3 protein-coding genes and 1 pseudogene are annotated in these 3,380 nt (G+C 71.8%); 1 reads left to right on the plus strand and 3 read right to left on the minus strand.

Features of this window, described 5'->3' with window-relative positions:
• Window positions 1–285 precede the first annotated feature (285 nt).
• Window positions 286–1,491, plus strand: coding sequence for an Rv3212 family protein (locus ABTZ89_RS37245; protein ID WP_351053864.1), 1,206 nt, complete (start codon window positions 286–288; stop codon window positions 1,489–1,491).
• 52 nt (window positions 1,492–1,543) lie between these two features.
• On the opposite strand, the gene ABTZ89_RS37250 is transcribed toward ABTZ89_RS37245, so the two are convergent.
• From ABTZ89_RS37250 to ABTZ89_RS37260, 3 genes and pseudogenes are all read right to left on the minus strand, one after another.
• On the minus strand, window positions 1,544–1,930 hold the full coding sequence (locus ABTZ89_RS37250; RefSeq protein WP_270948800.1) for a hypothetical protein: 387 nt from the start codon (window positions 1,928–1,930) through the stop codon (window positions 1,544–1,546).
• Window positions 1,927–2,763 (minus strand): RecB family exonuclease, encoded by an 837-nt coding sequence (locus ABTZ89_RS37255; RefSeq protein ID WP_351053868.1) that lies wholly within the window; start codon window positions 2,761–2,763, stop codon window positions 1,927–1,929. The genes ABTZ89_RS37250 and ABTZ89_RS37255 overlap by 4 nt, the downstream gene beginning before the upstream one ends.
• Before the next feature lie 47 nt (window positions 2,764–2,810).
• A pseudogene (locus tag ABTZ89_RS37260) lies at window positions 2,811–3,293 on the minus strand (PHP domain-containing protein); the annotation flags it as partial.
• Window positions 3,294–3,380: the final 87 nt, after the last annotated feature.

Genomic DNA, 3,380 nt, shown 5'->3' on the forward strand with positions numbered 1-3,380 from the left:
GGCCAGCGCCGCGCCGGCGCCCGAGGCGCCCGCCGCAGGCGGGGAAGCCGACGCCGGGGAGCGGCCGCGCCGCCGACGCCGGCGGCGTCGTCCCAGCGGCGGCGACCAGGCCGGCGAAGCCGGCGGTTCGACGCGCAGCGGCAACGCCGAAGGCGGCGCCGCGTAGCGGAGGCAGCGGATGGCGGTTTCCCCGGAGATCGCCATCCACCCCGCAAGCTGATCAGCACCCGCTGACGGGAAACCGGCTTGTAAGCTCGCCCTCGAGGCGAGCTTTTTTTAGGAGTGATGGTGGTCCGGCCGGAGCGGCGTACGCGTACCGATCTCGTCGTGGTCGCGCTGATCGCGGTCGCCGTGGTCGTCACCGGGACCGTGCTGTGGTTCAACAGCGACGCCCGGGCCACCGTTTCCGAGGTCGCCCCGCAACCGCTGCCCGAACTCCCCGAGGCCCAGAGCGTTCCCGGGGGATTCACCGAGGCGTGGCGGGCTCCGAGTCCTGTCACCCCGGTTCCCGTCGTCGCCGGTCCGGCAGCCGTGACCGGCGACGGGAACGAGGTCCTCGGGCACGATCCGCAGACCGGTCGGGTCGCCTGGCGCTACGCGCGCGACATTCCGCTGTGCACGATCGGTTCCGAGTGGGACCGGGCGGTCGCGGTCTTCCGCAAGTCCAGCAACTGCAGCGAGGTCACTTCGCTGCGCGGGCCGACCGGGCTCCGCGGTCCGCAGCGCAACTCCGACGCCGAGTTCGACACCCAGCTGCTCTCCGACGGCACCTACCTGACCGCCACCGGGCAGCGCACCTTCGAATCGTGGCGCTCGGACCTGGTGCGCACCCAGCAGTTCGGCATTCCGCCCGCGGTCAAGAACCCGGACAACGACATGAAGCGCCCGGACTGCACGTTCACCTCCACCGCGGTCGGCGACGACCGGGTCGGCGTGGTCGAGAAGTGCCCGCAGGAGCTGGGGCGGATCACGGTCATCAAGGCCAAGCCGGAGGACGACGAGAAGCCCGAGGAGGTCTTCAGCGTCGGTCTCGGCAGCACCTCGGCCAGCGTCATCGCGGTCACGAGCAAGCACGTCGCGGTGGTCGAGCGCGACCGCTCCGCGGTGGTCGTGTTCGACGACACCGGCCGCGAGGTGTCGCGCTACCCGGTCCGCCTCGGCACCCCGGATTTCCGGGCGAACGTGCAGGTCGAGGCCACCAAGACGGGCAACCGGATCTACTGGCACACCGGCGCGGACACCCTCGCGCTCGACCCGGCCGCGCTCACCCCGCAGTGGAGCGTCCCGGACACCCTCGGACCGGGTACCGGGTTCGCCGGCAAACTGCTGGTCCCGGTGCGGGAGGGGCTCGCCGTGATCGATCCCGGCACCGGCAACCGCGAGCGCGTGATCCCCGTCGACCGAGGCGGGTACGCCGGTCCAGTACAGCTCAACGCGGTCGGTTCGGTCCTGCTCGAGCAGCGCGGAAACATCCTCGTGGCGCTGCGCTGATCACCCGTGAGCACTTTCCGGTGCTATGACGCCGGAAAAGGCGCACGGCTGGTCAGAGCCACCACCAGAACCACAGCGAACCCAGCACCAGGACGAACACCCCGGCGGTCGCGAGGCCACCGGTCAGATCGCGGCGGCGATCGGCGACCGCCTGCAGCGCCAAGGCCACCAGCGACGCCGCCAGCTGGCTGATCACCGCAGGTAATCCGGGTCCTTCCTGCCCCTGCCCCGTCGCCCAGAACTGGACGCCGGCGAGGAGCAGCGCGAGCACGAGGAACCCCGCGGCCAGCGATCCGCTCAACCCGCGGAACCGGCCCTTGCTCCGGCGGGCGGGCTGGTGCGCGTGCCGTCCTCGACCGGGGACGGCGGGGATCGGTTGGGTCCGGAACCGGCGCGGCTCAGGTGCGCGCATCCGCCGGCCCTCGTCTCGCCTGCTCATCCGGTTTCCAACGCGGACCAGGACGGCAGATCCGGTGCTGCTTGCCTGCCTTCGGGGCAGTGCGACCGGAAATCGCACCACGAGCAGTGCCGCCCGGTGCGCACCGGGAACAGCGACTCCGGGTCACCGCCGAGCGCCAGCTCGTCCGCGGCGCTCTGGAACTCGGCGGCCAGCTGCTCGGCCCGGTCCCGCAGCTCGGCCAGCGATTCCGCGGTGTGCTCCCAGCTCGCGACGGTTCCGCTCGGCAGGTGGTGCAGCTCGACGCGGCGGCAGGTCCGGTGGAACTGCTTGCGCACGGCCAGCGCGTAGAGGCCCAGCGCGAGCGAATCCCGCGCGTCGCTGATCTGCAGCCCGAACCGCCCGGTCTTGTAGTCGACGACGACGAGTTCTCCGTGCCGCTCGTCGATCCGGTCCACCCGGCCCTCGGCGATGATCGACCCGACCGGCGCGGAAACCCACCGCTCGACCGCGAGCGGGGTCTCCCCCGCGGGCAGCTCGGCGACGTAGCCGCGGACCCATTCCTGCGCGCGACCGCGGAAATCGGCGGCCTGCTCGGGGTCGGCGAACCCGTCGGACTTCCAGTGCTCCCGCACCAGCGCCGAGGCGCGCTCCGGCGACCGCTGGTCGGCGCGCAGGTCGAAGTAGGCCCGCAGCGCGTTGTGCACCACCGCGCCCAGCGTGGCGTTGGCCCGGGCACCGGATCGCGACGGGGTCGGCCGATCCAGGTAGTTCATCCGGTACTTGCGCGGGCACTGCTGCCAGGTCGACAGGCGAGCCGGGGTCACCCGCACCAACTTGCTGGGAATGCCTTCGAGACCGAGCTGCCCTTGCACGTGGCCCACAGTACGCAGTTTTGCGCCTGCACCTCGAGCTGCCCCGTTCAGCCGATCACCTTGCTACCGCTGCACCTGTCGACCAGCCGGTCCAAGGACTCCGGCGGCGTCGTCTCCTGGCCGATCCGGATCGTCTTGTTGGTGCCGTGGTAGTCGCTGCTCCCGGTGGGGATCAGGTCCAGCTCGGCGGCGAGCCCGCGCAGCCGCTCGCGCGTCGCGGGGTCGTGGTCGGGGTGGTCGATCTCGATGCCGGCCAGCCCGCGAGCCGTCAGGTCCTCGACGACCTCCGCGCTCACCACCGGTCCGCGAGCCGTCGCGAAGGGGTGGGCCAGCACGGTCGCCCCGCCGGCGTCGGAGATCATCTGGATCGCGCGCTCGATCGGGGTGTCGGTGCGCGGCAGGTAGTACCGGCCGCTGCCCCCGAGGTACTTGGCGAACGCCTCGTCCACGCTGGCCACCCTTCCCGCTTCGACCAGAGCGCGCGCGAGGTGCGGACGGCCGCCCGGCGAGTCCGGCGGCAGCCCGGCCATCTGAGGCCATTCGGTGGCGGGTTTCGTTCTCATGGCAGATGGGGGTCTCCTTGCTGTTGCGTCGTGACCGGTCTTTTCGGTGTCGGC

It is taken from the genome of Saccharopolyspora sp. NPDC002686 (genome assembly GCF_040295745.1).
Taxonomy (GTDB): Bacteria; Actinomycetota; Actinomycetes; order Mycobacteriales; family Pseudonocardiaceae; genus Saccharopolyspora; species Saccharopolyspora oryzae.